This is a genomic window from Luteibacter pinisoli (assembly GCF_006385595.1).
Classification (GTDB): domain Bacteria; phylum Pseudomonadota; class Gammaproteobacteria; order Xanthomonadales; family Rhodanobacteraceae; genus Luteibacter; species Luteibacter pinisoli.
In genome coordinates this window covers 2,279,919-2,305,096 of record NZ_CP041046.1, presented here as the reverse complement: position 1 = coordinate 2,305,096, position 25,178 = coordinate 2,279,919, and the positions used below count along the sequence as shown (strand labels likewise).

Below are 25,178 nucleotides of genomic sequence, written 5' to 3'. Positions count from 1 at the left end.
AAGTGATATACCCACGGAACCGGGATGATACTCCCCTCGGGGCACGACCGGCCAATGGCAGTTAAATGACGAACGTGTTTTTGCGTGATTCGTCGCAAAAACAGAAACTTAACGAAGAAACCTCATGTAGGGGCGCAGGAACGCCCCGAGGCCTCAACCACGCGCCCGCAAGCGGCTGTGGCGGTAGCTATAGCCGAAGTAAACGACGATGCCGAGCAGCGTCCACACACCCATCAACACCCAGTTGCGCACGCCCATCGACCACAGCAGGAAGATGCAGCTGAGCACACCAAGCGTGCACGTCACCGGTGCAATCGGCACGCGGAACGAACGCGGGATATCGGGCGCGGTACGACGCAGGATCAGCACACCGATGCACACCGCGCTGAACGCGACCAGCGTGCCCATCGAGGTGAGGTCGCCAAGCAGGTTGAGCGGGAAGACGGCAGCGAGCGCAGCGATGCCGACGCCGGTGAGCACGGTGTTGATGTGCGGCGTGCGGTGCTTCGGATGGATGGTGGTGAACACTTTCGGCATCAGACCGTCGCGGGCCATGATCATGAAGATGCGCGGCTGCGCGATGATCATGACCAGCACCACCGACGAAAGGCCGATCAGCGCGCCGACTTCGACGATGCCGCGCAGCCAGCTCAGTTCCGGATGGTTGCGGATGGCGGTGACCACCGGCTCGGCCGTATCCAGCTGTGCGAACGGCACCAGGCCCGTCAGCACGGCGGCCATGGCGATGTAGAGCACGGTGCAGATGCCCAGCGAGGCGAGCGTGCCGATCGGCATGTCGCGCTGCGGGTTCTTCGATTCCTGGGCCGCCGTCGACGTGGCTTCGAAGCCGATGTAGGCGAAGAACACCATGGACGCACCGCGCAGGATGCCGTTCCAGCCGTAGCGGTCGCCGCCCTGGTTATCCGGGATGAACGGGTGCCAGTTGGCCGTATCGATGTGGCTGGCACCGACGACGATCACGACGATGATCAGGGCGACCTTGAGGATCACCATGGCCATGTTCAGGCCGGTGGATTCCTTGATGCCGACGTAGCAGAGCCAGGTCAGCGCCAGGGTGATGCCCACGGCGGGAAGGTTGAACAGCGCGCCGGTGGTGACCAGGTGGCCGTCGATGAAATCCAGCGGCGCGTTGGTCAGCGCCGGCGGGATGTGCAGGCCGACGTGATCGAGAAGGCTGACGAAGTAACCCGTCCAGCTCACCGCCACGGCCGAGGCCGACACGCCGTACTCGAGAATGAGATTCCAGCCGATGAACCACGCGGCGCCTTCGCCCAGCGTGGCGTAGGCGTACGAGTACGCGCTACCGGACACGGGGATCAGCGAGGCGAATTCCGCGTAGCACAGCGCGGTGAACACGCTGCAGATGGCGGCCAGGATAAAGGAGAGGATGATCGCCGGGCCGGCATGTTCCGCCGCCGCGACACCCGTGATGACGAAGATGCCGCCGCCGATGACTGCGCCGATGCCCAGCGCGGTCAGCCCCCAGGGGCCCAGCGTGCGTCGCAGGGCGGGGCCGTGCGCGTCGTCGGGTTCGGCCTGCGGGGATTTCTTGGCGAGTAGCTGCTTGAGCATGGACGGCTCGTATGGCGGTGGCGAAAGGAAGAATAGCCGTAAAACAGGGAAGGCCGGCGGATCACCGCCGGCCTTCCCGGGTGGCCGTGTTGGATCAGCCGAGCGACTTGCGCAGCTTGCTGTGCGCGTAGCCGTAACCGAAGTAGATGACCTGGCCGATGATGATCCAGCCCATCATCAGGCGCCAATGCTCTTCAAAGGCCTGCCAGAACAGGTAGACGCAGGCGAGGGCGCCGACAATCGAGATCGGCCACACCATCGGGACGCGGAAGCTGCGCTTCAGGTCCGGGCGGGTGTAGCGCAGGATCAGGATGCCGATGCACACGGTGGCGAACGCCAGCAGGGTGCCCATCGAGACCAGCTCGCCGAGCACGCTGACCGGGAACAGGCCAGCCATGGCGGCGGCGGCGACACCCACGATGATCGTGCCGACGTACGGCGTGGCGAACTTCTTGTGGACGCGGGCCATCGACGGCGGCAGCAGGCCGTCGCGTGCCATCGAGAAGAAGATGCGCGGCAGGCCCATCAGCATCACCAGGATCACCGACGACAGGCCGGTGATGGCACCGACGACGACGATGGCTTTCAGCCAGGCCAGCTGCGGGTACAGGCCCAGGGCGGTAGCGACCGGCTCCGGCGTGTTGAGGATGCGGAACGGGGCGATACCGGTGAGCACCAGCGCCACGGCGATGTACAGCACGGTGCAGATGGCCAGCGAGCCGAGGATGCCGATCGGCATGTCGCGCTGCGGGTTCTTTGCTTCGCCTGCCGCGGTGGACACCGCGTCGAAGCCGACGTACGAGAAGAACACGATGGTCGCGGCGCGGAAGATACCGCTCCAGCCGAAGGTGCCTTCGCCCTCGTTCGGCGGGATGAACGGGTGCCAGTTCGCCGGGTTGATCATCTTGATGGCGAACGCCAGGAACAGCAGGATCACGGCGACCTTGATCGCCACGATGATCGAGTTGACGAAGGCGGACTGCGTGATGCCGACGTAGCACAGGCCCGACAGCGCGGCGATGATGCAGACCGCCGGCAGGTTGATCAGCGTGCCGGTGGCCTGGATGTGGCCCTCGATGAACTGGAACGGCGCCGACGACAACGAGGCGGGCAGGGTGATGTCACTGCCGACCATGCTGCCGATGAGACCGAGCAGCTCGTTGAAGTAGCCCGACCAGCCGGCAGCCACGGTGGCCGCGGCGAACAGGTATTCGAGCACCAGGTTCCAGCCGACGAACCAGGCGACGTATTCGCCGAGCGTGGCATACGAATAGGAGTAGGCGCTGCCCGAGACCGGCAGCATGGCCGCGAACTCGGCGTAGCACAGGCCCGCCAGGGCGCAGGCGAAGCCCGCGATGATGAAGCTGATGACCAGTGCCGGGCCGGCATGCAGCGCGGCTGCCTGGCCGGTGATCACGAAGATACCGGCACCGATGACGGCGCCGATGCCGAGAAGAATAAGGTGCTTCGCCGTGAGGACGCGCTTGAGCTCGCCGCCACCGTGTGCGCCGGTTTCAATATGCTCACCAGCGTCGACATGCGGCGCGGCCTCGATGGGATGCGTCGCGAACAGGTGTTTCAACATGTGTCTCCCCTACTGCCGGAAGTGCTCTTTATTATTGGGACCGCCGCGGCAGCCATGATGGAACGCCGTCCCCGGGAGAGCGGCACGGAACCATAGCCCAGCGGGGCACGGCCGTACAAGCTGCAATGCGAGGCCCGCCAAGGCCTTTGCACGGGGGGAGGTCGTTGTCACCATGACTTACGGCGGTTGTGCGTGGAACGAGGGCGGTGCGTCAGAACACCATGTTCAGTGCGGCCTGCGGTGCCACGTAGGCCGCCGCGTTGCGACCGGCCACGGTGAACTGCACGCCGGCGATGAGACCGAGGGTGGCACTGAGGTGGTATTCCACCGCCGGTGCCAGGCTGAGGTCCTGCGACGGGCGGTGTTCCCAGGCTCGGTGCGACTCCTGCATGCGCACCTTGCCGGTGCGATTGAACACCGCTTCGCCGACCAGTACCCAGCGCGGATGGAGCGCGTACTCCGCGGCGATGGAGGCGTTCCAGGCTTGCCCGTGGCGGGCGCTGCCGTGGAATCCCGGACCCGTACCGTACACGCTGGTGCCGTGGAGACGGGTGAGCCCGGGGCTCGGACTCCACGCCACCTGGCCGCGCCAGCGCAATGCCCGCCCGTCCGCCAGCCATTGCAGCTTCTGGGCGCCGAACGCCAGCGTGGTGCGCGAGGTACCGTTCCCGGTGCCATTGAGCGGATTGGTATTGAGGTGGTGATACTTGCCGGTGGAGAGTCGCTGTGCCAGCGAGACGGCGGTCACCCAGCCGGTACCGTCATCGCCGGGGCCGCTGAGTCGCTGGAGCAGGCGCACGTGGGTGTCACCGATGCGCAGGCCATCCGTGTGCCCTGATGGCGTTGACGTGCGCAGTGCGCTGAGGGTGAGCTGCACGGAGGTGGTCTCACCCAGGCCGTAGATCACCGGCAATGCGACCTGCCACTGGCGCGTTCGCTCGCGTTCCCGCAGCGCGTGGCGCGACCCGTCGTTGCCGTAGCGGGCACGCACGTGGGTATGGATGAGGTAAGGCTCGATGTTGAGCATGTCCTTCGGGAGGGGATTTACCGCCGGCGTCACCAGCGGGCCGGTGAAATCGGGCATGTCGTGGGTGGTCGAGGCCAGGGCGGCGGCGGGACCGAGGGCGATCAACGCGGCGGTGGTGCGGAGAAAACAGGATGTCATGCGCGGCTCCATGCGATGGGTGCGGCCTCATGGCCGCGGGGAAGTCGATGCGCTTCGTGCGCACGACCCATCCTAGGCAGCAGGGTTCCTCCGGGGACATCGGACTAATCTGAAAAACGCGTGCGAAAATACGCACACGTTTCCTCGGATTTCCCTGATGAGCCCCACCTTCCGCCCGCTTGCCATCGCCCTTGAGCGCTACGCCGCCCGGTATCCCGACGAACACGACGTCGCGTCGTTCCGCGCATGGCTGGCGAGCGAGGCGCAGCCGTTTCACCGCGAGACACGGGCCGGGCACTTCACGGGCTCCGCGTGGCTGGTCAGCGCGGATGGCCAGCGCGTGCTGCTGATGCACCACCGCAAGCTGCAGCGCTGGCTGCAGCCCGGCGGCCACGCCGACGGCGAGGCAGACCTTGCCAACGTCGCGCTGCGCGAAGCGGAGGAGGAGACCGGGCTAACCGATCTGGAAGTGCAGCCGCAGCTGTTCGACGTGGATCGCCACGTCATTCTCGCCCGTGGCCAGGAGCCGCAGCACTGGCACTACGACGCGCGCTATGTGGTGGTCGCGCGCGGCTCGGAAGCCTTCGCGGCGAATGAAGAGTCGCTGGGGCTGGCCTGGCGCGACATCGCCGATGTGGCCGCCGATGAAACGAGCGACCCGTCGCTTCGCCGCATGGCCGCGAAGTGGCTGGCGGCGGGACGCGGCCGCTAGGCTTCCGCGTAACGCGCCGGTGCGGGGTGGACGGTGCCGCACGCCTTGCACGTGCGCGCCTCCTCATCCCGGTAGAACTCGTCGAACACAGGCGGGAAGTCGCTCTCGATGCTCTTGAGCCCGAAATAGCGCTCGAAGAGCTTGTGATTGCAGTTAGCGCAGAACCACATCAGGCCGTCGCTTTCGCCGGCCAGGCGGCGCCGCTCGATCACCAGGCCGACGGAGTCGGGCATCCGTTGCGGTGAATGCGGCACGCGCGGCGGCAGGTAGAACATCTGGCCGGCGCGGATGGGGATGTCCTTCGCGACGCCCTCGTCCTGCACCTTCAGCACCATCTCGCCCTCGAGCTGGTAGAAAAACTCCGGGCCTTCGTCGTAGTGGTAATCCGTGCGGGCGTTCGGGCCGCCGACGATCATCACGATGAAGTCGCCATCGACGATGCACTTGTTGCCCACGGGCGGCTTGAGCAAGGCGCGGTGCTCGTCGATCCAGCGTTGCAGGTCGATAGGAGGCGTGAGGCTCATGCGGCAGGCTTCATGGATGAATGCCGCGATCATACTCCCGGCCGGGGACTTCCCGCCGCCTGCGGCATGGCGTACAAGGACGGACCTGCCCGTTAAGGATCCTCCCGGATGGCGTCGTGGTATCACGCCCGCCAAGCTGCGCCGACGCCGCGACCGCCGCCCCAGGGCAAGCGGGACGCTGCCGTCGTGGTCGTGGGTGGTGGCTTCGCCGGGCTGAACACGGCACTGGGACTCGCCGCCCGCGGCGTCCGCGACGTCGTCCTGCTGGAAGCGCAGACCATCGGCTTCGGCGCGTCGGGACGTAACGGCGGTTTCGTCTTCGCCGGCTATTCGCTCGGCGAACGCGCTCTGCTGGAAAAGCTGGGCGAGCCGCGTGCCCGCGACCTTTATGCGCGCACCGTGGCAGCGGTCAACCTGATTCGCCAGCGCATCACCACGCTGGGCATCGATTGCGACAGGGTGGACGCGGGCGTGGTCTGGGCGAACTGGTTCCGCGATGCGCGCTTGCTGCGCGCGCGGCAACAGCTGCTCGCGGAACACTACGGCAGCGAGTGGCAGTGGCTTCCCGCCGACGCGATGCACGAGTTCGTGCACAGCCGGCGCTACCACGACGGCCTGTACGAGCGGAACGCGATGCACATCGACCCGCTCGCCTACGCGCGTGGCCTTGCCGCGGCGGCGGAAGCGGCCGGTGTCACCCTGCATGAAGGCTCACCCGTGCGCATGCTCGAGCGTCGGGGCCCGCGCTGGGTGTTGCGCGTGGGTGAGGCGGAGATCGAGACGCCGAACGTGGTGCTTGCCTGTGGCGGCTACCTCGCCGGGCTGGACCGCCGCATCGACCGGGCCGTGCTGCCTATCGCCACCTATGTGATGGTGACCGAGCCGCTGGGCCCGCGCCTGGCCGAGTGCGTGCGAACGCAGGCCGCCATTTACGACACGCGATTTGCGTTCGATTACTACCGGCCCCTGCAGGACACGCGGCTGCTATGGGGTGGGCGCATCTCCATTCGCGACCGCAGCCCCCGCGCCGTGCAGAAGCTGCTGACCCGCGACCTCGAGCGGGTGTTTCCTTCCCTCAAGGGCGTGAAGGTCGAGCACGCGTGGTCGGGGCTGATGAGCTATGCCCGCCATGAGATGCCCCAGGTGGGCACCCACGGCAATGGCCTGTGGTACGCGCAGGCCTTCGGCGGGCATGGCCTGGCGCCGACCTGCGCCGCGGGCGAAACGCTGGCCGACGCCATCGCGTCCGGCGAGAAGTCCGTGCCGGCGTACGCTGAGTTCGGCCTTGATCCCGTGCACCGTCCGTTCGGCTACCTGGCCGCCCAGGGGACGTACTGGAAATACGAGATGGCGGACTGGATGAAGTCGCGCCTCGAGGGCTGAGGGCCTCGTCAGGCGGCCTTCGCCTTGTCCAGCCAGACGACGATGCCCTGGGCGTTGAGGCGGATATCGATCTTCAGCAGCTTCGTGATCTCGTCGGCGCCCATCGTCACCCCGTGTTTCTTCGCCCGGCCCACGTAGAGGTCGGCGAAATCCGTGGCGATACGTGCCTCGCGGTCAGGATCGCCCGCATGGCGCCGTGCGATGGCCACCATCGCGTCGATCTGCTCGTGCAGGTCGTTTGCCAGGCGCTTCACCTGTTCGACGCGGTCGAAATGGGTGAGGTACATCGCTGCCGGCTCGTAACGCATCATCCGCTCGATGGAGGCGTGGGCCTCGTCCGGGTCGAACTGCACCGGTGAGGTGGTCGGGATGATGAAGGGGCCGTTCGCGGTATCGAACTCGCGGTAGGACAGGCCGAAGATGTCGCCGGTGAAAAACGCGCTGGACTGATCGTCGTGGATGGCGATGTGGTGTTTCGCGTGGCCCGGCGTGTCCAGGCAAAGCAGGGCACGGCCTTGAAGGTCGATGACGAAGCCGTCCGAGGCCTCGATCACGCGGTCCTTCGGCACCGGCACGATGGTGCCGTAATCACGGCGCACGGCCTCTTCACCGTAGACGCCGGTCGCCCCGGCGATCAGCACGGACGGGTCGATCATGTGCCGCGCGCCGCGCGGATGCACCGCGAGCATGGCGTGGGGCAGGTGTTTCATCAGTTCGCCGGCACCGCCAGCGTGGTCGAGGTGAACGTGGGTGAGGATCACCCAGTCGATGTCGCCGGGCCGCAGGCCGGCCGCCTCGATCGCCTCGAGGAAGCGCGGCACGGAGTGCGTCGTGCCGCTGTCGATGATGGCCCCGCGGCCGCGCTCGACGACCAGGTAGGCAGCGTCGAAGCGCGGGCGGCCGAAGCCGGTGTCGATGGTATGGATGCCGTGCATGGGTGAAGCGTACCGCCGTCGGGGGCGGGCGCGCGAGCGCACCGCCCCCGGGGGGAATTACAGCGCCTCGAAGATGCCGGCGGCGCCCATGCCGGTACCGATGCACATCGTCACCATGCCGTACTTCTGCTTGCGGCGACGCAGGCCGTGGATCAGCGTGGCGGCGCGCACGGCACCGGTGGCGCCGAGCGGGTGGCCGAGGGCGATGGCGCCGCCCAGCGGGTTCACCTTCGACGGATCCAGGCCGAGGTCGCGGATCACGGCCAGCGCCTGCGCGGCGAAGGCTTCGTTGAGCTCGATCCAGTCCAGCTGGTCCTGGGTGATGCCGGTCTGCTTCAGTGCCTTCGGAATCGCTTCCTTCGGGCCGATACCCATGATGTCCGGCGCCACGCCGGCCACGGAGAAGCCGACGAAGCGGGCCAGCGGGGTCAGGCCGTAGTCCTTGATCGCCTTTTCCGAGGCGAGCAGCAGCGCGCCGGCGCCGTCGGACATCTGCGAGGAGTTACCCGCGGTGACCGAGCCGCCGAACTGGCCGTTGCGGAACACCGGGCGCAGCTTGCCGAGCACTTCCAGCGACGTATCGGCACGCGGGCCTTCGTCGAGGGTGATGATCCGGCGGTCTTCCTTCACCGTGCGGTTCTTCAGGTCCGGGTAGCGGTCGTCGAGCTGGAACGGAGTGATCTCGTCCTTGAACTCGCCGTTCTGGATCGCCGCCAGCGCCTTCTGGTGGGACTGCAGGGCAAACGTGTCCTGGTCTTCGCGGCTGACCTTCCAGCGCTCGGCCACCTTCTCGGCGGTGATGCCCATGCCGAAGGCGATGGCGCGGTTTTCGTCGTTCTCGAAGATGGCCGGGTTCATGGCCACCTTGTGGCCCATCATCGGCACCATGCTCATCGACTCGGTACCGCCGGCCAGCATCAGGTCGGCTTCACCCAGGCGGATGCGGTCGGCGGCCATGGCGATGGCCTGCACGCCGGACGAGCAGAAACGGTTGATGGTGACGCCCGGCACCTGCTCGGGCAGGCCGGCCAGCAGCACGCCGATGCGTGCGACGTTCATGCCTTGCTCGGCTTCCGGCATGGCGCAGCCGATGATCGCGTCGGCGATCAGCGCCGGGTCGATGCCCGGGGCCTGTTCCATCACGGCACGGATGACGTGGGCGAGCAGGTCGTCGGGGCGGGTGTTACGGAACACGCCGCGCGGCGCCTTGCCCACCGGGGTACGGGTGGCGGCGACGATGTAGGCGTCTTGCACTTGCTTGCTCATGAGGTGGTTCCTGGTAAGGGGGCAGGTCGTTGGCGTAGAGCGCGAGGCGCGTCAGTTACGCAGCGGCTTGCCCGTCGTCATGGTGTGGGCGATGCGGGCCTGGGTCTTCTCGGTCTGGGCCAGCTCGACGAAATGCTTGCGCTCGAGGGCCAGCAGCCACTCTTCGTCCACCGGCGAGCCGCGCTCGATCGGGCCACCGGACAGCGTGTCGGCGATGCGGCCGGCGATGTTCACGTCGTGCGGCGACGCGAAATAACCTTCCACCATGTTCGCCAGCGAGGCCTTGAACGTGGCCGTGCTGGTGTCGCCAGCCGCCGGGATGGCGCGTGCCGGCAGCGGCGGACGGTAGCCGGACTCGGCCATCGCGCGTGCCTGGGCCTTGGCCACGTGCAGCACCTCGTGGGTGTTGAAGACGACGACGTCGTCCTTGCGCAGCAGGCCCAGGGTCTTCGCCTCGAGCGCGCTGGTCGACACCTTCGCCATCGCCACCGTCTCGAACACCTTCTTCAGGTATTCAAACGGGTCTTCCGGGTTGTGCTGCGCGGCGCGCACGGCAAGTTCCTTCAGGCCACCGCCGGCCGGCAGCAGGCCGACGCCCGCCTCGACCAGGCCGATGTAGCTTTCCAGCGCGGCCACGGTACGGGCCGAGTGCATCTGGAATTCGCAGCCGCCACCCAGGGCGAGGCCACGCACGGCCGCCACCACGGGCACCAGCGAGTACTTGATGCGCATGCTGGTGGCCTGGAAGTTCGCCACCATGGCTTCGAACTCGGCGAGCTTGCCGGCCTGCAGCAGGCCTAGCGCACCCTTCAGGTCCGCGCCGGCCGAGAACGGCTCGGTCGGCTGCCACAGCACCACGCCGCGGAACTGCTGCTCGGCAAGGCCGATGGCATGCTGGATGCCGTCGAGCACGTGGTCGTTCACCGTGTTCATCTTGGTCTTGAACGAGATGACGCCGATGTCGTCGCCCGACGTCCACAGGCGGACGCCGTCGTTTTCCCACACCGTCGTGCCCTGGTCGAAGGTCTCGCCCAGGATCGGGTCCGGGAAGGCCTGGCGGCTGTACACCGGGTGCGACGAACGCGGCTTCTCGGCGTTGGCGCTGGCCGAGTACGAACCGGCCTTGCCGTGCACGCCCTGGCGGCCGTCGGTGACCCATGCGGGCAGCGGCGCGCTGCTCATGGTCTTGCCGGCGGCGATATCTTCAGCGATCCAGCCCGCGACCTGCTGCCAGCCGGCGGCCTGCCACAGCTCGAAGGGACCGAGCTTCCAGCCGTAACCCCAGCGGATGGCGAAATCGACATCACGCGCCGTCTCGGCGATATCCGCCAGGTGGAACGCGGTGTAATGGAAGAGGTCGCGGAACACGGCCCACAGGAACTGCGCCTGCGGGTCGGACGACGCACGCAGCTTCGCGAACTTCTCCGACGGGTTCTTGATCGCCAGGATGGCGGCCACTTCGTCGGACGGCTTGCCCTCCGACGGGCGGTAGTCCTGCTTCTGCAGGTCGAGCACGACGATGTCCTTGCCCGCCTTGCGGTAGAAGCCGGCACCGGTCTTCTGGCCCAGCGCACCCTTGTCGATCAGGCCCTTCAGCCACACCGGCGGCTGGAAGTACTTGTGCCACGGGTCGTCGGGCAGGGTGTCGCCCATGGTCTTGACCACGTGGGCGAGGGTGTCCAGGCCCACCACGTCGGCGGTGCGGAACGTCGCGCTCTTCGGGCGGCCGATGGCCGGGCCGGTCAGCGCATCGACGGTGTCGAAGCCCAGGCCGAACTGCTCGGTGTGGAACATCGTCGACAGCATCGAGAACACGCCGATGCGATTGCCGATGAAGTTCGGGGTGTCCTTGGCGATCACGACGCCCTTGCCCAGGGTCGTGGTGAGGAATGCCTCAAGGCCTTCGATCACGCTGGCGTCGGTAAGGCGCGTCGGGATCAGCTCCACCAGGTGCATGTAGCGCGGCGGATTGAAGAAGTGCACGCCCGTGAAGCGATGGCGCAGGGCTTCCGGCAGGGCCTCGGCCAGGCCGTTGATCGACAGGCCGGACGTGTTGCTGGCCAGCACGGCGGTCTTCGACACGTGCGGGGCGATCTTCGTATAGAGATCCAGCTTCCAGTCCATGCGCTCGGCGATCGCTTCGATCACCAGGTCCACGTCGGCCAGCTGGGCCAGGTCATCCTCGTAGTTCGCCGGGATGATGGCCGCGCCCAGCGACTTCTCGGCCAGCGGGGCCGGCGAGAGCTTGGCCAGGTTGGCGATGGCTTTCAGGGCGATACCGCTCTTCGGGCCTTCCTTCGCGGGAAGGTCGAAGAGGACGGTTTCTACGTTGGCATTCGTCAGGTGCGCGGCAATCTGCGCGCCCATGACGCCGGCGCCGAGAACCGCGGCCTTGCGGATGCGTAGCGGTGTTGCGGTCATGGATGATCTCCGAGGGTGCAAAGGGTCGTCCCGGTCAGCGACTGGCCGGGGCGTTCGAAAGGGAGGGGTTGCGCATGCCGGCGGCGGCGAAGCGAATCAGGTGCTCGGCGGCGGTTTCGCGGTGGTCGCGCTCGGCGACGTCGCTCTTGCGCTGGATGATGCCGAAGTCGGCCATGGCGTAGGTCAGCGCGCCGGTGACGATATCCAGCCGCCAGTAGATGTCTTCGCGGGCGAGGCCAGGAAGCAAGCGGCTGAATTCATTGGCAAACTGGCGCAGGATATGGCCGTAGTTCTCAGACAGGAACTTGCGCAGCGTTTCGTTGTGCTCGGCATAGGCCCGGGCCAGGACGCGGACGAAGGCGGCGCCACCGCCATCGTTCCGGGAAAGGTCCAGGGCAGGGCGGATGTAGGCGTCGAGGACATCCTCCAGCGAGGTGTCGTCCTTGCCCGCCAGGCGCTGCAGGGCGGCCATGCGACGGCTGTTCAGCTCGTCCAGGCGGCGGCGGAACACCTCCTCGATGAGCTTGTCCTTGGAGCCGAAGTGGTAATTCACGGCGGCCAGGTTGACCCGGGCGGCGGCCGTCACCTGGCGCAGGGAGGCCCCGGCGAAGCCATGGGTGGCGAACAGGGCCTCGGCGGCGCCCAGGATGCGTTCCTTGGTGCTGCGCTCACGTGACGCGTACGGGGCACTGGTCATGGCGGGCCACTCCGGCAGGGCTAGTTTGAATCAAACGATCGTTTGAGAATACGCCTGCCTCGATTTGGTGGTCAATGTGCGCCGCACAACCCTGCAAACGGCTTGCGAATGAGCTAGAATCTGTCAAGAATTCGTGAGCTAAGTCAGTCATTCCTGACGGCTTTGCCATCAAACTTTCACCGGGCACCCCCGTGGGGTCCGGCAGTATCTATTTCTTCAATCCTTTCCCGGAGCACCCGTATGGCGCTGGAGCGCACCCTTTCGATCATCAAGCCGGACGCCGTCAAGAAGAACGTCATCGGCGAAATCCTGGCCCGCTTTGAAAAGGCTGGCCTCAAGATCGTCGCCGCCAAGATGAAGCAGCTGACCCGCGAAGAGGCCGAAGGCTTCTACGCCGTCCACAAGGAGCGTCCGTTCTTCGGCGCGCTGGTCGACTTCATGATCTCCGGCCCGGTGATGATCCAGGCGCTGGAAGGCGAAGGCGCTGTTCTGAAGAACCGCGACCTGATGGGCGCCACCAACCCGAAGGAAGCCGCTGCGGGCACGATCCGCGCCGACTTCGCCGAATCGATCGACGCCAACGCCGTGCACGGCTCGGATTCGCTCGAGAACGCCGCCAACGAAATTAAGTACTTCTTCAACGACTCGGACGTCGTCTCCCACTGAGAACTGCCGTGAATACGCCTGCCGACAAGGTCAACCTGCTCGACTTCGATCGCCAGGGCCTGCGCGATTTCTTCGCCAGCCTGGGCGAGAAGGCGTATCGCGCGGACCAGGTCATGAAGTGGATCTACCACCGTCTCGAAAGCAATTTCGAGAACATGACCGACGTCGGCAAGGCTCTTCGCGAAAAGCTCAATGCGAGCTGCTACGTCGGGCCGCCGGCCACCGTGTTCGAAAAGGGCGCGGTGGACGGTACCCAGAAGTGGCTGCTCGGCATGGATGGCGGCAACGCCATCGAGACGGTGTACATCCCGGAACCCACCCGCGGCACGCTGTGCGTGTCGTCCCAGGTGGGTTGCGCCCTGAATTGCCAGTTCTGCTCCACGGCAACCCAGGGCTTTTCCCGCAACCTGTCCACGGCCGAAATCATTGGCCAGATGTGGGTCGCGGCCAAATCCCTCGGCAATGTCACGCACCAGCAGCGTCGCATCACTAATGTGGTGATGATGGGCATGGGCGAGCCACTGCTGAACTTCGATAACGTGGTCAAGGCCATGAGCCTGATGCGCGACGACCTGGGCTTCGGCCTGGCGAGCAAGCGCGTCACGCTGTCCACGGCCGGCCTTGTGCCGATGATCGACCGCCTGTCGGCAGAGAGCGACGTCTCCCTGGCCGTGTCGCTGCACGCGGCCAACGACGAGCTGCGCACCGAACTGGTGCCGCTGAACAAGCGCTACAACCTGGCCGAGCTGGCCGCTGCCTGCGAGCGCTACATCCGCCGCGCGCCACGCACGACGATCACGTTTGAGTACACCCTGATGAAGGGCATCAACGACCGTCCGGAGCACGCCCGCCAGCTGGTGAAGTTCATGCGCCGCCTGCCGGGCGCGAACAAGGTCAACCTGATTCCTTTCAATCCGTTCCCGGGCACGCGTTTCGAGCGCTCGGAGCCGGAGGAAATCCGCGCGTTCCAGACGCAGCTCCTGAACGCCGGTGTGCTTACCATGCTCCGCCGCACCCGCGGCGACGATATCGACGCCGCCTGTGGTCAGCTGAAGGGGCAGGTGGTCGACCGTACGCGCCGCCAGGCGGAGTTCCGCAAGAAACTCGACGAAGGGGTTGTGAATGCGGCTTGAGCGGTGGGGGATGGTGGCGGCGCTCGCCTTCGCGTGCGCTGGCTGTGTGACGACGGGTGGCGACGGCCCGGGTGCCCGGCTGAAGCAGGACACCAAGGCAGATGAGCGCCGGCATGGGGCCGAGGTCCACACGGACCTGGGCACCAAGTACATGGAACAGGGCAACCTTGAAGGTGCCATGGGCAAGCTCAAGAAGGCCATCGAGTTCGACCCCACCTACGCCCCGGCGCATACCGTGCTGGCGGTGCTCTACGAGCGCATCAACGATCCGGTGAATGCCGAGATCGAATATCGCAAGGCCATGGAGCTCGACCCGAAAAAGGGCGACCCCAATAACAATCTCGGCGCTTTCCTGTGCAAGCAGGGCAAGGCGGCCGAGGCGAAACCGTATTTCGACCGTGCCCTGGCCGACCCGTTCTATGCAACGCCGGACGTGGCACTGTCCAACGCGGGTACGTGTGCCGAGAAAGCGCGTGATTACGACGGCGCCGAGGTGTACTTCCGCAAGGCCCTCGATCGCAACCCGCGTAACCCGGACGCCCTGTATCAGATGGCGAACGTGTTGTACCTTAAGAACGATGCCTTCCGGGCACGTGCCTTCCTCCAGCGTTTCGACGCGCTGGGCGTGGCCAGTCCGGATGCGTTGAAGCTCGGTCACGATATCGAGCTCCGTCTGGGCAACGGGGAGGTTGCCCAGGACTATGCCAAACGCCTGCGTGAAAAGTTCCCGGATTCGGAACCCGCGCATGCTCTTGAAGCCACTGCACGTCAATGACCACTGCATCGTCGAATTCAAACGGTCGGGACGGGCGCGAACAGGATCTGTTCGCTGGCATCGAGCCCCAGAACAGGGAGGACGCCATGGACCCGCAGACTGATTCCCAGGCCGCCGATGGCGGTCGCGTTCTCATTGACCACGCGCATGAAGGGCATTTTGGTGCCCGCCTGCGCGCGGCACGCGAGGCGCGTGGCTACACCATTGAAGCCTGTGGCCAGGCCCTGCGCCTGCCCGTGCGCCTGATCCGCCAGCTCGAAGCTGGCGAGTACGGCGGCATCGATTACCAGGTCTACCTCAGCGGTTACCTGACCAAGTACGGCCGGCACGTCGGTGTGGACGAAGAGGCCATCCAGGCTGAACTCGCCCGCCTTGCGCCGCGCCAGCGCCAGCCGGACCTTGTCGTCACCGGCGGTGTCTCGCATTCGCGTTACCTGCTTGAGCGCTACGTCACGGCGGCCACCTACGTGGTGCTCACCGCGATCATCGTGGTGCCCATGGTGTGGCTGGGCGTGCGCGGCACGCTCGACCGCGACATGCCACGCCTTGCCCCGCTGGACGCCTCGCCGGTAGCCCAGCAGGACGCGCCGGCCACGTCGTCGACCAGCGCCGCTGCCGTGGCATCGGCCACGCAGCCGCAGGCCGCGACGCCGGCGGAAACCCGTCCGGAAGACCAGCAGCCGGTCCTGGCCTCCATGGCCATGTTCCCGCCGCTGGACCACAGCGCCGCGCGGACGCCGCTGGCCACCAGCGCCGCGGCACCCGCGGCGGCTGCCACAGGCCAGGGTGGGCACGAGCTCACGCTGAACCTGCCGTCCGCCAGCTGGGTGGAAGTGACCGACGCGACGGGCCAGCGCCTGGAGTACGGCATCCTTCCGGCCGGTACGCAGAAGTCGTACCACAGCGACAGCACGCTGGACGTCCGCATCGGCAATGCCGGCGGCGCGCAGGCCACGCTGGACGGCCAGGCGGTTCAGCTCGACGGCTTCCGTCGCGCCAACGTCGCCCGCTTCCGCGTGGATATTCGCGACGGCAAGGCTGCGCCGGTCTCGTACTGACCGGCCCAGGCGCCGCCTCGCGGCGCTTTTCGGGTATCCTTACCTATTGATCCGCGCCGCCATCCCCTGATGGCCGGCGTGGGCTTGTTTTCCTCCAGGTTTGCTGCGCCGGGCGCGCAGTGGGTGATCGCATGGCATTCGACATTTACGACGACTACGAACAGGGCGAACGCGTCCAGCAGTGGCTCCGCAAGAATGGTGTTTCGATCATTGTCGGCATCGCCCTTGGCCTCGTCCTGATCTTTGGCTGGCAGCAGTGGAAGTCGCACCGCGCGGGCCATGAGCAGGCCGCCGCCAATGAGTACGCCGCACTGCAGGCCGCCGTCGGCACCAACAAGACCACCGAATCCGATGTGCGTACCGAGAGCCTGATGAAGGACTACTCGGATACCGCCTGGGCCGTCTTCGCCGCCGGTGAGCGCGCGCAGCGCAGCCTCCTGGCCGGTCAGTTCGACAAGGCCGGCGGTGACCTCGACTGGGCCCAGGCCCATGCGAAGGACGACACCCTCAAGGCGCTCGTCAGCCTGCGCATCGCGCAGCTGAAGTACGCCCAGAACAAGCCCCAGGACGCCATCACGGCGCTCGACGCCCTCCAGGGCAAGAGCTTTGTCGCATCCGCTCAGGAACTCCGCGGCGATGCGCTGGTCAAGCTGGGACGCCAGGAAGACGCTCGCAAGGCCTATGAGGCCGCGATCGCTGCCATGGGCGACAGCGCACCGCAACGCGGTGTGGTTCAAACCAAACTCGAAGATCTGGCCGTGGCCGGGAAGCAGGGTGCATGAAACGTTTCTGGGCAATCGCGTTGACTTCGTCGCTGGCCGCCGTGGCCGGGTGCCATTCGTTCAAGAAGGAAAACGTCGAACCGCCGACCCCGCTCGACAAGAAGTTCGAGCCGACCGTCAAGGTTGAGCGTCTGTGGAAGTCCAGCGTCGGTGACGGCGCGGCTGAATCGGGTATCCGCATGCGTCCGGCGGTTGCCGACGGCGTCGTGTATGCCGCCAGCACGGACGGCAAGATCCGCGCCTTCGACGCCAACAGCGGCAAGACGCTGTGGTCGAAGAGCATGCGCCAGCACGGCTGGTTCGGCTGGGGCGACGACAAGCGCGAAGACTCGCGCTTCTCCGGTGGCCCGGGCGTCGGTGGCGACCTGCTCGCCGTCGGCACCCTCGATGGCCACGTCTATGCCATGAACGCGAAGGACGGCGAGCGCCGCTGGGCTGCCGAGGTCTCCTCGGAAGTCGTCACCGCGCCGGTTGTCGTCGGCGACCTCGTGGTCGTCCGTTGCAACGATGGCCGCGTGTACGGCCTCGATGCGAAGTCGGGCGAGCGCCGCTGGGTGTACGACCAGTCGCAGGTGCCGCTGCTCAGCCTGCGCGGCAATGGCCGCCTGCTCGTGGCGAACGGCGTGGTGTTCATGGGTAGCGACGCCGGCAAGCTGGTGGCGGTGCGCCTGGACAACGGCGAAAAGCTCTGGGAGCAGACGCTCGCCACGGGTGACGGCCGTACCGAAATCGACCGCCTGAATGACGCCGATGGCGCCATCACGCTGGACGGCAGCACGCTGTACGGCGCTGCCTACCATGGCCAGGTCGCTGCGTTCGACGGTCCCAGCGGCCGTCCGCTGTGGAACCACAATTTCTCCACCTTCACGTCCCTCGACATCCACGGTAACGCCCTCTACGGCGCGGACGACACCTCGCAGGTGTTCGCCTTCGACAAGAGCAGTGGCGCCAACATCTGGAAGCAGGACGCGCTGAAGTGGCGCTGGGTGACCGGCCCGGCTGCCCAGGGCGATTACCTCGTCGTCGGCGACCTCGATGGCCACATTCACTGGCTGAGCGGCAGCGACGGCAAGATCGTCGCCCGCGAGCGCCTGTCGAAGAAGGCCATCCGTGCCCAGCCGGTGGTTTCCGGTGACACCGTGTACGTTGAAGACGTGGAAGGCCACGTCGGCGCGTACCGCGTCGCCCATTAATTAAGGATTGCTGCTTCCCCCATGTTACCCGTCGTCGCCCTGGTCGGCCGCCCCAACGTTGGTAAGTCGACCCTATTCAATGCGCTGACGCGTACCAGGGATGCCCTTGTCGCCGACATGCCCGGCGTCACCCGTGACCGTCATTACGGTGTCAGCCATCTCGGCGAGCGCCCGTTCGTCGTGGTGGACACCGGTGGCCTGTCGGGCAGCGATGAAGGCCTGGAAGGCATGACTGCCAAGCAGGTTCGCCTCGCCATCAGCGAAGCGGACCTGCTCGTCTTCGTGGTGGATGCCCGTGACGGCCTGCTGCCGCTGGACGCATCCATCCTCAATGAGCTCCGCCGCAGCGGCAAGCCCGTCATCGTCGTGGTCAACAAGACCGACGGCGTGGACGAGGTGTCCGTCATGGCCGACTTCGCCGCGTTCGGTATCGCCGAAACGCTGCCGATGTCCGCCGCGCACAACCGTGGCGTCGACCGCCTGGTGGCGAATGCGATGCCGCACCTGCCGCCGGACGAAGATGAAGACCTCATCGGCCGTCCGTCGCTGGAAGAGCAGGGCATCCGCGTGGCCATCGTCGGCCGCCCGAACGCCGGCAAGTCCACCCTCATCAATCGCCTGCTTGGCGAAGACCGCCTCATCGTTTCCGATGTGGCGGGCACCACCCGCGACCCGATCCGCGTGCCGCTTGAACGCGACGGCAAGCGCTTCACCCTGATCGACACCGCCGGCGTCCGTCGCCGTGCGCGCGTGGAAGAGGCGCTGGAGAAGTTTAGTGTTATCAAGACGTTGCAGTCTATTTCTGCGGCGCAGGTTACGGTTATCCTGATCGACGCGCGTGAGAACCTGGCCGACCAGGACCTCACGCTGATCGGCCACGTCATCGAAGAAGGCCGTGCGCTGGTTGTCGCGGTGAACAAGTGGGATGGCCTGGACAGCTACCAGCGCGACCAGACAATGGCCGCCCTCGGCCGCCGCCTGCAGTTCGCCGACTGGGCCAAGACCGTTTTCATCTCGGCCCTGCACGGCTCGGGCATGCGCGAACTGATGCGCGCCGTGGTCCGCGCGCATGCGTCCGCGACCAAGGAAATGACCTCCAGCGACCTGACCCGCACGCTCGAAAAGGCGTACGAGGGTTACCAGCCGCCGCTGGTGCGTGGCCATGCCCCGAAGCTGCGCTACGCGCACCCGGGCGGCAACAATCCGCCGACCATCATCATCCACGGTAGCCGCACGAAGCATATCGCGCCGGCCTATCGGCGCTATCTGGAAAACTTCTTCCGCAAGCGCTACAAGATGGAAGGCACGCCGATCCGCATCGACTTCCGCGACGGTGAGAACCCGTTTGCCGGCAAGAAGAACGTGCTGACCGACAGCCAGGCGCGTCGCCGCCAGCGCATCATCCGCAACGCGAAGCGGCGCGAAAAGTAAGCGCGCCGCACCTCCCAGAGGTGCCGCATGACCGAAGGCCTCGATCGCGAACGCTGGTTAGCCGACCTGCGTTCGCGCGTCCCCGAAACGACGGCCGCCGATGCCCTGGCGCGACAGCGGGGCGGCGCCCTGCTGATCGACGTACGCGAGGACAACGAGCGCGCCACGGGCTCGCCGACCGACGCCCTCGGCCTGTCCCGCGGTTTCCTTGAACTTCGTATCGAGCAGGCCGAGCCGGATCGCGATCGCGAGCTGCTGCTCCTGTGTGGCAGCGGCCAGCGCTCGCTTCTGGCAGCGGAAGCCCTGCAACGCATGGGTTACCGGCATGTGCACTCCGTCGCCGGCGGCATGGCCGCGTGGAAGGCGGCCGGGCTGCCGGTGAGTGCGGGCGCGCTCGATAGCGATGCCGCTGAGCGCTACAGCCGCCAGGTGCTGCTGCCGCAGGTCGGTGAAGCGGGGCAGGCGAAGCTCACGAACGCCCGCATTGTCGTGATTGGCGCCGGCGGCCTCGGTGCCCCCGTGCTCCTGTACCTCGCAGCCGCAGGCGTCGGCCACATCACGGTCGTCGACGACGACCGCGTCGAGCGCTCGAACCTGCATCGCCAGGTGGTGCACGCCGATGCGCGGGTAGGGATGGGTAAGGCCGATTCGGCCCGCATGGCCTTACTCGCGCTCAATCCGCGGGTGGAGGTGCGAGTGGTCGCCGAGCGGCTGGATGCGGCAAACGTGGAAGCGCTGCTTGCCGGTCACGACGTGGTGATCGACGGCGCGGACAACTTCGCCACCCGCTACCTGCTCGCTGCCGCAACGCACCGCCTTGGATTGCCGATGGTCTACGCCGCTATTGAGCGCTTCACCGGCCAGGCGAGCGTGTTCGATCCCCGCCGCGACGATTCCCCGTGCTACCGCTGCCTGTTCCCCGAGCCGCCGGCCGCCGCTGACGCGCCGAACTGCGCAGAAGCGGGCGTGCTCGGTGTGTTGCCTGGCACCCTGGGTCTTGTCCAGGCCACCGAGGCGCTCAAGCTCGTGCTTGGCATCGGCCAGCCGCTGGTCGGCCGCCTGCTGATGTACGACGCGCTGGGTATGCGTTTCCGCGAACTCACCTTGCGCCGTGATCCGGCGTGTCCCGGATGTGGTCCCGAAGCCCGGTTTGACGGCTACGTCGACCTGGAGCGGATGTGCGCCGCCGCCGGGCTGGCAGGCGCCTAGTCGCCTGCCGGAACCACCGAATACATCGCGGCATCGGTTGGTTTAGCGTTTATAACCAATCGATTACGCAACATTCCTTCGTATGTACCTCCAATGCGTTCAGCCGCCTTCCGGCTGGGCAGGTTGTCATGGGCCGCGACAATCTCCACGCGGCTCAGGCCGACCATCTCGAACGCGAAGCGCAGGGCCAGCTTGCCCGCCCGGCTTACCATGCCGCGGCGATGCTCGGACTCGCGCACCCAGTAGCCGAGGTTGGCGAAGCGGTGCTCCCGGTTGCGCTGGTTGATGCCCATGCCGCCGAGGAAGCGATCCGTCTGCGCATCGACGATCACCATCTCGAAGCCGTCGCCCAGCAGCCACGCCTGCTTGCACAGGCGGATCCAGTCCTGGGCCGTGGCGATGTCGTAATCCGGGCGCGCCCAGGCCAGCCACGCCCCCGCGCTGGCGACCGATTCGCGCACCGCATCGGCCAGGCCTTCCGCATCGTTGTCGCGGTAGGCGCGCAGGCGCACCACGCCGTCGGCGAGGTCGTGCGGGTAGGGCACGGTATCAATGGTCATTCCCCATTAAATCACGGATAATGCACCGCTTTTCGCAGGGCGAACTTTCCATGACGGCACGCATCCTCGACGGTAAGCGCATCGCCCACGAACTGCTCGACCATATCGGCCGGCGCGTGGCCAAGCGGGTGGCCGAAGGCCGCCGCGTCCCGGGGCTCGCCGTGGTGCTCGTCGGTGACGACCCGGCCTCCGCTGTCTACGTGAAGAACAAGCGCCGCGCCTGCCAGCAGGTGGGCATCGCCTCGTTCGCTTACGACCTGCCGGCAGCGACGACGCAGGATGAGCTGTTCGCCCTCATCGATAACCTCAACGCCGATCCCGCCGTGCACGGCATCCTCGTGCAGTCACCGCTGCCGCATCACATCGATGAGGACGCCCTGGTCGATCGCATCGATGCGCGCAAGGACGTCGACGGCTTCCAGGCCGTGAACGTCGGCCGCCTCGCGCTGCGCCGTTTTGGCCTTCGCCCGTGCACGCCCAAGGGCGTCATGACCCTGCTGGGCCACACGGACCATCCGGTGCGGGGTCGCCATGCGGTGATCGTTGGCGTCTCGAACCACGTCGGTCGCCCGCTCGCCCTTGAGATGTTAATTGCTGGTTGTACAGTGACTTGCTGCCACAAGTTCACGCAAGATCTCGAAGGCTTCGTGCGCCAGGCGGACATCCTCGTCGTGGCTGCGGGCAAGCCCGGGCTGGTCAAGGGCGAATGGGTGAAGCCGGGTGCGGTGGTGGTCGACGTCGGCATCAACCGCCTGGAAGACGGGCGCCTGGTGGGCGACGTGGAGTTCGCGCCGGCCGCCGAGCGGGCATCGTGGATTACCCCGGTGCCGGGTGGGGTCGGGCCGATGACGGTGGCTACCCTGATTGAGAACACGTTGGAGGCGGCCGAAGCGTTGGACGCATAGGACGGGCGGTCGCACCCCCTGTCGTGATGTTGTAACGCAGGGTATAATGGCGTGATTTACTCGCGGGACTAATGCTATGCGCATCCTTGCCGAGGCACTCACTTACGACGACGTGTTTCTGGTTCCCGGCCACTCCACGGTACTTCCCCGTGATGTGGACACCTCAACGCGGTTCACGCGCGGCCTGCGCCTGAATATCCCGATCGTGTCCGCTGCCATGGACACCGTCACCGAAGCCCGCCTCGCCATCACCATGGCCCAGAACGGCGGCATCGGCATCATCCACAAGAACCTGACGCCCGCGCAGCAAGCTGCCGAAGTGGCCCTGGTGAAGAAGTTCGAGGCCGGCGTCATCCGCAGCCCGATCACCGTGGGTCCCGATACGTCGATCGGTGAAGTCATCGCACTCACCCGCGCACACAACATCTCCGGCGTGCCCGTCGTCGACGGTGGCCGCCTCGTCGGCATCGTCACCGGCCGCGACACCCGCTTCGAGCGCAAGCACGACGACCCGGTCCGCAACATCATGACCCGCGAAGAGCGGCTCATCACGGTGAAGGAAGGCGCGTCGCAGGACGAAGTCCTCCAGCTGCTGCACAAGAACCGCATCGAAAAGGTCCTGGTCGTCGACGACGCGTTCCAGCTCCGTGGCCTGATCACGGTGAAGGACATCCAGAAAGCCCGTGACAACCCGTACGCCGCCAAGGACTCGCACGAGCGCCTGGTGGTTGGCGCCGCGGTGGGCGTCGGTGGCGACACCGAGGCACGCGTGGAAGCACTGGTGGCCGCCGGCGTCGACGTCATCGTGGTCGATACGGCCCACGGCCATTCGCAGGGCGTCATCGAGCGCGCTGGCTGGGTCAAGAAGCGCTACCCGCAGGTCCAGGTCATCGCCGGCAACATCGTCACGGGCGAAGCGGCGCGTGCGCTGCTCGACGCCGGCGTCGATGCCGTCAAGGTGGGCGTGGGCCCGGGCTCCATCTGCACCACCCGTATCGTCACCGGTATCGGCGTGCCGCAGATCACCTCGATCGACCTGGTCGCCACCGCGCTGAAGGGCGAAATCCCGCTCATCGCCGACGGCGGCATCCGTTACTCCGGCGACATCCCGAAGGCCCTGGCCGCCGGTGCGTCGTCCGTGATGCTCGGTTCCATGTTTGCCGGCACCGAAGAATCCCCGGGTGAAGTCGAGCTGTTCCAGGGGCGTTCCTACAAGAGCTACCGCGGCATGGGCTCCATCGGTGCCATGCAGCTGGGTTCGAAGGATCGCTACTTCCAGGACGAAGCCGACGCCGACAAGCTGGTGCCGGAAGGCATCGAAGGTCGTGTGCCGTACCGTGGACAGATGCGCAACATCATCCATCAGCTGATGGGTGGCCTGCGTGCCTCCATGGGTTACATGGGCACGGCCAATATCGACGAGATCCACCAGAAGGCGCAGTTCGTGAAGGTCACGGGTGCCGGCGTGCGCGAAGCGCACCCGCACGACGTGCAGATCACGAAGGAAGCGCCGAACTACCGCCTGGACTGACCGCCCCAGGCGCTCGCTCCAGGTGACCCAGGACGCCCGCTCGAAGTGGGCGTTCTGCTTTTTGCCTTACCGAATTCCACTGCAGGCCGCCCCGATGACCGACATCCATAGCGACAAGATCCTCATCCTCGACTTTGGCTCGCAGTACACGCAGCTGATCGCCCGCCGCGTCCGCGAGATTGGCGTCTACTGCGAGGTCTGGGCGTGGGATCACGCGCCGGACGAGATCCGCGGCTTCAACCCGCGCGGCGTCATCCTCTCCGGTGGCCCTGAGTCGGTGACCGAAGCTGACTCGCCGCGCGCCCCCCAGGTGGTGTTCGAGCTCGGCGTCCCCGTGCTGGGCATCTGCTACGGCATGCAGACCATGTCCGAGCAGCTCGGTGGCAAGGTCGAAGCCGGCCACCATCGCGAGTTCGGCCCGGCGACCGTCACCTTCGCCTCCTGCGGCCTGTTCGACAGCGTGCTGGAAGATGGCGAATCGCTGGGCGTGTGGATGTCCCACGGCGACCGCGTCACCACGCTGCCGTCCGGCTTCCGCGCCACCGCGTCCACGCCGAGCCTGCCGCTGGCGGCCATGGCCGATGACGAGCGCCGCTTCTACGGGCTGCAGTTCCACCCGGAAGTGACCCACACCAAGCGCGGCCTCGAGCTGCTGCGCCGCTTCGTCGTCGACCTCTGCGGTTCGGCCACACTGTGGGACGCCGCCCACATCATCGAAGACGCCGTGGCCCGCGTCCGCGAGCAGGTGGGCAGCGACCGCGTGCTGCTCGGCCTGAGCGGTGGCGTCGATTCCTCGGTGGTCGCGGCCCTCCTCGAGAAGGCCATTGGTGACCAGCTCACCTGCGTCTTCGTCGACACCGGCCTGCTGCGCTTCCAGGAAGGCGACCAGGTCATGTCGACCATGGCCGAGCACATGGGCGTGAACGTCATCCGCGTGGATGCGAAGCAGCGCTACTTCGATGCCCTCGCCGGCGTGGAAGACCCGGAAGCCAAGCGCAAGATCATCGGCCGCCTGTTCATCGAGATCTTCGACGAAGAGTCCGCCAAGCTCGAAGGCGTGAAGTGGCTCGCCCAGGGCACGATCTACCCGGATGTCATCGAATCCGCCGGCAGCAAGACGGGCAAGGCCCACGTCATCAAGAGCCACCACAACGTCGGCGGCCTGCCGGAGCATATGAAGCTCAAGCTGGTCGAGCCGCTGCGCGAGCTGTTCAAGGACGAAGTCCGCCGCATCGGCGTCGAACTCGGCCTGCCGCGCGAGATGGTCTACCGCCACCCGTTCCCGGGCCCGGGCCTCGGTGTGCGCGTGCTGGGCGAAGTGAAGGCCGAGTACGTCGACCTGCTCCAGCGCGCCGATGCCATCTTCATCGAGGAACTGCGCTCGCACGGCCTGTACGACCGTGTCAGCCAGGCCTTCGCCGTATTCCTGCCGGTGCGCTCGGTGGGCGTGGTTGGCGACGGCCGTGCGTACGAGTGGGTGATCGCGCTGCGCGCCGTCGAGACCATCGACTTCATGACGGCGCACTGGGCGCACCTGCCTTACGACTTCCTTGATAAGTGCTCTACTCGCATTATCAATGAATTGCGTGGCATTTCTCGTGTGGTTTATGACATCAGCGGGAAGCCACCGGCGACGATTGAGTGGGAGTGATGG

General features: G+C 66.5%; 22 protein-coding genes. 13 read left to right on the top strand and 9 right to left on the bottom strand.

Annotation, left to right across the window (positions count from 1 at the left end):
• Nucleotides 1–153 precede the first annotated feature (153 nt).
• The 3 genes from FIV34_RS10450 to FIV34_RS10440 all read right to left on the bottom strand — a co-directional run bounded on the left by FIV34_RS10450 (nt 154) and on the right by FIV34_RS10440 (nt 4,343).
• Nucleotides 154–1,593: an amino acid permease gene (locus FIV34_RS10450; protein WP_139982456.1), complete on the bottom strand. Its 1,440-nt coding sequence runs from the start codon at nt 1,591–1,593 to the stop codon at nt 154–156.
• Nucleotides 1,594–1,687: 94 nt separating this feature from the next.
• Nucleotides 1,688–3,178: an amino acid permease gene (locus FIV34_RS10445; RefSeq protein WP_139982454.1), complete on the bottom strand. Its 1,491-nt coding sequence runs from the start codon at nt 3,176–3,178 to the stop codon at nt 1,688–1,690.
• A gap of 211 nt (nt 3,179–3,389) precedes the next feature.
• The gene (locus FIV34_RS10440; RefSeq protein ID WP_170207573.1) at nt 3,390–4,343 is read right to left on the bottom strand and encodes a transporter; all 954 of its coding nucleotides are present in this window, start codon (nt 4,341–4,343) and stop codon (nt 3,390–3,392) included.
• 157 nt (nt 4,344–4,500) lie between these two features.
• Between FIV34_RS10440 and FIV34_RS10435 the strand changes: the two genes are divergently transcribed.
• Nucleotides 4,501–5,055, top strand: a complete 555-nt coding sequence (locus FIV34_RS10435) for an NUDIX hydrolase (RefSeq protein WP_139982450.1) — start codon at nt 4,501–4,503, stop codon at nt 5,053–5,055.
• Here FIV34_RS10435 and FIV34_RS10430 read toward each other — a convergent pair.
• The gene (locus FIV34_RS10430) at nt 5,052–5,579 is read right to left on the bottom strand and encodes a 3-hydroxyanthranilate 3,4-dioxygenase (protein WP_139982448.1); all 528 of its coding nucleotides are present in this window, start codon (nt 5,577–5,579) and stop codon (nt 5,052–5,054) included. The genes FIV34_RS10435 and FIV34_RS10430 overlap by 4 nt on opposite strands.
• A 108-nt stretch (nt 5,580–5,687) precedes the next feature.
• Here FIV34_RS10430 and FIV34_RS10425 point away from each other — a divergent pair, with 108 nt between their 5' ends.
• A complete protein-coding gene (locus FIV34_RS10425; protein WP_139982446.1) occupies nt 5,688–6,962 on the top strand; it encodes an NAD(P)/FAD-dependent oxidoreductase in 1,275 nt (424 codons plus the stop codon).
• 8 nt (nt 6,963–6,970) lie between these two features.
• Here the strand turns inward: FIV34_RS10425 and FIV34_RS10420 are convergent, their stop codons facing one another.
• From FIV34_RS10420 to FIV34_RS10405, 4 genes are read right to left on the bottom strand one after another with little or no spacing between them, the layout of a single operon-like run.
• Complete coding sequence (locus FIV34_RS10420) at nt 6,971–7,897, bottom strand: MBL fold metallo-hydrolase (protein WP_139982444.1); 927 nt, start codon at nt 7,895–7,897, stop codon at nt 6,971–6,973.
• Between the two features lie 57 nt (nt 7,898–7,954).
• Nucleotides 7,955–9,163 carry an acetyl-CoA C-acyltransferase gene (locus tag FIV34_RS10415; protein WP_139982442.1) on the bottom strand — a complete coding sequence of 403 codons (1,209 nt, stop codon included), beginning with the start codon at nt 9,161–9,163 and terminating at the stop codon, nt 7,955–7,957.
• A gap of 51 nt (nt 9,164–9,214) precedes the next feature.
• Nucleotides 9,215–11,584, bottom strand: coding sequence for a 3-hydroxyacyl-CoA dehydrogenase/enoyl-CoA hydratase family protein (locus FIV34_RS10410; protein ID WP_139982440.1), 2,370 nt, complete (start codon nt 11,582–11,584; stop codon nt 9,215–9,217).
• A gap of 34 nt (nt 11,585–11,618) precedes the next feature.
• On the bottom strand, nt 11,619–12,281 hold the full coding sequence (locus FIV34_RS10405) for a TetR/AcrR family transcriptional regulator (RefSeq protein WP_139982438.1): 663 nt from the start codon (nt 12,279–12,281) through the stop codon (nt 11,619–11,621).
• Between the two features lie 240 nt (nt 12,282–12,521).
• Between FIV34_RS10405 and ndk the strand changes: the two genes are divergently transcribed.
• The 8 genes from ndk (at nt 12,522) to moeB (ending at nt 20,528) form a co-directional block, all read left to right on the top strand.
• Complete coding sequence (gene ndk, locus FIV34_RS10400; protein WP_139982436.1) at nt 12,522–12,947, top strand: nucleoside-diphosphate kinase; 426 nt, start codon at nt 12,522–12,524, stop codon at nt 12,945–12,947.
• Nucleotides 12,944–14,080, top strand: a complete 1,137-nt coding sequence (rlmN, locus tag FIV34_RS10395; RefSeq protein WP_139982433.1) for a dual-specificity RNA methyltransferase RlmN — start codon at nt 12,944–12,946, stop codon at nt 14,078–14,080. The genes ndk and rlmN overlap by 4 nt, the downstream gene beginning before the upstream one ends.
• Nucleotides 14,070–14,855 carry a type IV pilus biogenesis/stability protein PilW gene (gene pilW, locus FIV34_RS10390; protein WP_139982431.1) on the top strand — a complete coding sequence of 262 codons (786 nt, stop codon included), beginning with the start codon at nt 14,070–14,072 and terminating at the stop codon, nt 14,853–14,855. The genes rlmN and pilW overlap by 11 nt, the downstream gene beginning before the upstream one ends.
• An 86-nt stretch (nt 14,856–14,941) precedes the next feature.
• Nucleotides 14,942–15,913 (top strand): helix-turn-helix domain-containing protein, encoded by a 972-nt coding sequence (locus tag FIV34_RS10385; RefSeq protein WP_139982429.1) that lies wholly within the window; start codon nt 14,942–14,944, stop codon nt 15,911–15,913.
• Between the two features lie 131 nt (nt 15,914–16,044).
• Entirely contained in the window at nt 16,045–16,695 is a 651-nt protein-coding gene (locus tag FIV34_RS10380; protein ID WP_139982427.1) for a YfgM family protein, read from the top strand.
• Complete coding sequence (gene bamB / locus FIV34_RS10375) at nt 16,692–17,888, top strand: outer membrane protein assembly factor BamB (protein WP_139982425.1); 1,197 nt, start codon at nt 16,692–16,694, stop codon at nt 17,886–17,888. The genes FIV34_RS10380 and bamB overlap by 4 nt, the downstream gene beginning before the upstream one ends.
• Nucleotides 17,889–17,909: 21 nt before the next feature.
• Nucleotides 17,910–19,319: a ribosome biogenesis GTPase Der gene (der, locus tag FIV34_RS10370; RefSeq protein ID WP_139982423.1), complete on the top strand. Its 1,410-nt coding sequence runs from the start codon at nt 17,910–17,912 to the stop codon at nt 19,317–19,319.
• 27 nt (nt 19,320–19,346) lie between these two features.
• A complete protein-coding gene (gene moeB, locus FIV34_RS10365) occupies nt 19,347–20,528 on the top strand; it encodes a molybdopterin-synthase adenylyltransferase MoeB (protein WP_139982421.1) in 1,182 nt (393 codons plus the stop codon).
• Here moeB and FIV34_RS10360 read toward each other — a convergent pair.
• Nucleotides 20,525–21,088 carry a GNAT family N-acetyltransferase gene (locus tag FIV34_RS10360; protein ID WP_139982419.1) on the bottom strand — a complete coding sequence of 188 codons (564 nt, stop codon included), beginning with the start codon at nt 21,086–21,088 and terminating at the stop codon, nt 20,525–20,527. The genes moeB and FIV34_RS10360 overlap by 4 nt on opposite strands.
• A gap of 50 nt (nt 21,089–21,138) precedes the next feature.
• Between FIV34_RS10360 and folD the strand changes: the two genes are divergently transcribed.
• The 3 genes from folD to guaA all read left to right on the top strand — a co-directional run bounded on the left by folD (nt 21,139) and on the right by guaA (nt 25,175).
• Nucleotides 21,139–21,993, top strand: coding sequence for a bifunctional methylenetetrahydrofolate dehydrogenase/methenyltetrahydrofolate cyclohydrolase FolD (gene folD, locus FIV34_RS10355; RefSeq protein ID WP_139982417.1), 855 nt, complete (start codon nt 21,139–21,141; stop codon nt 21,991–21,993).
• Nucleotides 21,994–22,069: 76 nt separating this feature from the next.
• On the top strand, nt 22,070–23,524 hold the full coding sequence (gene guaB / locus FIV34_RS10350; RefSeq protein ID WP_139982415.1) for an IMP dehydrogenase: 1,455 nt from the start codon (nt 22,070–22,072) through the stop codon (nt 23,522–23,524).
• A 94-nt stretch (nt 23,525–23,618) separates the two neighbouring features.
• Nucleotides 23,619–25,175 (top strand): glutamine-hydrolyzing GMP synthase, encoded by a 1,557-nt coding sequence (guaA, locus tag FIV34_RS10345; protein WP_139982413.1) that lies wholly within the window; start codon nt 23,619–23,621, stop codon nt 25,173–25,175.
• Nucleotides 25,176–25,178 lie beyond the last annotated feature (3 nt).